We start from the raw sequence: 2191 nt of genomic DNA on the forward strand, positions 1-2191 counted from the left end.
AGCGTCGCCCTGCAGCTGGGCGCCACCTTCGTGGCCCGCTCCTTCTCGGGCGACAAGGCCCAGCTGGTGCCCCTGATCAAGGCCGCTCTCAGCCACCAGGGCTCGGCCTTCATCGACTGCATCAGCCCCTGCATCCAGTTCAACAATCACGCGGGCTCCACCAAGAGCTTCGACTATGTCCGCGATCACAACGAGGCGGTGAACACCCTCGACTTCGTGGTGCCGCGCGAGGCGATCCACGTCGACTACGAGCCCGGGACCAATACGCTGGTGACCCAGCACGACGGCTCTGTCCTCAACCTGCACAAGCTGGCTGAACACTACGACCCCACCGACCGGATCTCGGCCATGTCCTACCTGGCCAGCCGCCAGGCGCAGGGTGAGGTGGTCACCGGCCTGCTCTATGTCGACCCCAAGGCCACCGATCTGCACGAGGGCCTGGAGACCGTCGAGACCCCGCTGAACCAGCTCACCGACGCCCAGCTGATCCCGGGGTCGAAGGTGCTGGAACGGCTGAACGCGAGCCTGCGCTAGGCCCGGGCGTCAGCAGCACTGCGTCGCCGTAGGGGCCGGCCAGGGCGCCGGTCCGGGCCCAGTCAAGGCTGGTCTGGAAATAGCCCTCGGCATAGCGGACCTTGCGCCGCTCACCCTTGGCGTCCGTCTCGAAGGTGTACATGCCATGCTCGGTTCTCGGGAACTCCAGCACGGTGATCGGACGGCCCTGGGCGTGTAGCGTCAGCAGCCGGCGCCGTGTCTCGGCCACCGGGGCGGCGGTGTCCTCGCCGGCCAGCACCCAGAGCGTCGGAGCCTCCAGCCGCCGAAGGGTCGGCAGGGGATCATAGGTCCAGGGGGTCTGCCGGTTGAAGGTCGGACCCACGACACGCAGGATCCAGCTTGGATATTTCGCAAGGTCGCCGGTGAACTCGCCCTTCAGGTCCTTGAACCAGGGCTGCTTTCCGTATCGGGCCTTGGCCGCCTCAAGCCGCTCGAAGCCCGACGTGAAGTTCGAGGCCATCACACCCTCGGTTGCGGTGATGACCTCCAGAGCGCCGGCGCGGGCGCCGGGACCGTGGGAGGCGATGTCCTGCAAGGCCTCGTCGCGGTTCTCTGCGAAGGGGCTGTCGGCCAGGCCATAGCCGACGATGACAAAATCCACCGGGGTCAGGTTGGCCGCAATGGGGGCGACCCAGCCGCCCTGACTACGCCCCTCGAACCCGACGCGGCCAGCGCGGGCCCCCGCCAATTGGCGCGCGGCCACGGCGGCGGCGGCGGCGTCCCGGCCCAACACCTGGAAGTCCTGGGTGTAGTCGCCGGTTGAGCGTCCCGTGCCACGCTTGTCATAGACGAAGACCCCGACGCCCTGGGCCGGGACCAGGCGCTGGGTGTGGTCGTAGAGGCTGGCCGCGGTCTTCTCCGACCCATGCACCTGCACGATGATCGTGACCGGCTGATCGCCGGGCGGCAGCACCAGCCGGCCAAACAGGGTCTGGTCGCCGCTCTTGAAGCGGGTCTCGCGAACCTCCAGCGCCACCCGCCGTCCCTCGACCGATCCTTGGGGACTGACCAGGGTGACACCCTGGCAACTGTCGCCCCAGCGAACGGTGGTGGTGTCGGGACGGTCGGTCCAGCCCACGGTGGCCGCCCAGGCGCGGTCGGCGTGCAGCCGGCCGACCTGTCCATCCTGCAGCCGCCAGCGCAGGTCGGAGCCGTCGGCCGGTCCGATGTCCAACAGTCGGCCGTCGACCATGCGGTAGACGCCGATGTGGCAGTTCTGGTCGGCGGTCATCTTCGGCAGGCGGGGGGCGCCGCAGGCGGTCAGCAGGCTCATGGCGACGCCGGCGATCGCCAGTTGTCGAAGGGCCATCACGTGCGGTCCCATATTGACTTGAAGCCGCCCCCGCCGGTGAGCCGCTGCGCCGGGCTCTGCTTGTCGATGTGGCCGATCAGGCCGCGATAGACCCCGTACCCCACCAGCTCCTGCAGCCGCGGCGCGAACCCCCGCACCATCTCCGGCGGGATACCCAGTTGCTGGTTCTCCTGCTGACGCACAAAGCCCGCGCAATAGTTCATGGCGACGCCGGTGCGCCGCGTCTCGGTCTGGTTGGCCCCGCCGCCGTGCCACAGGGCGCCGTCCCAGATCAGCACCGAGCCCTTGGGCATTTCCGCCGCGATGGTGTCGTAGGCGCCGCCA

Annotated in this window: 2 protein-coding genes and 1 pseudogene; 1 reads left to right on the plus strand and 2 read right to left on the minus strand. The window is 68.9% G+C overall.

Features of this window, described 5'->3' with window-relative positions; translation table 11 throughout:
* Positions 1-534 (plus strand): annotated as a pseudogene (locus RMO97_RS15285) (2-oxoacid:ferredoxin oxidoreductase subunit beta); the annotation flags it as partial.
* On the opposite strand, the gene RMO97_RS15290 reads toward RMO97_RS15285, so the two are convergent.
* Together RMO97_RS15290 and RMO97_RS15295 are read right to left on the minus strand one after the other, a co-directional pair.
* Positions 470-1864, minus strand: a complete 1395-nt coding sequence (locus RMO97_RS15290) for a hypothetical protein (protein WP_310541903.1) — start codon at positions 1862-1864, stop codon at positions 470-472. The pseudogene RMO97_RS15285 and the gene RMO97_RS15290 sit on opposite strands and share 65 nt — an antisense overlap.
* Positions 1864-2191 (minus strand): phytanoyl-CoA dioxygenase family protein (locus RMO97_RS15295; protein ID WP_310541904.1); only part of this gene is annotated, 328 nt, incomplete at its 5' end. The genes RMO97_RS15295 and RMO97_RS15290, both read right to left, overlap by 1 nt.

Source organism: Phenylobacterium sp. (assembly GCF_031425575.1).
Classification (GTDB): Bacteria; Pseudomonadota; Alphaproteobacteria; order Caulobacterales; family Caulobacteraceae; genus Phenylobacterium.

Coding starts and splice junctions, on each gene's coding strand:
- RMO97_RS15290 (WP_310541903.1), bottom strand. CDS start 1,864: ATGGCCCTTCGACAACTGGCGATCGCCGGCGTCGCCATGAGCCTGCTG.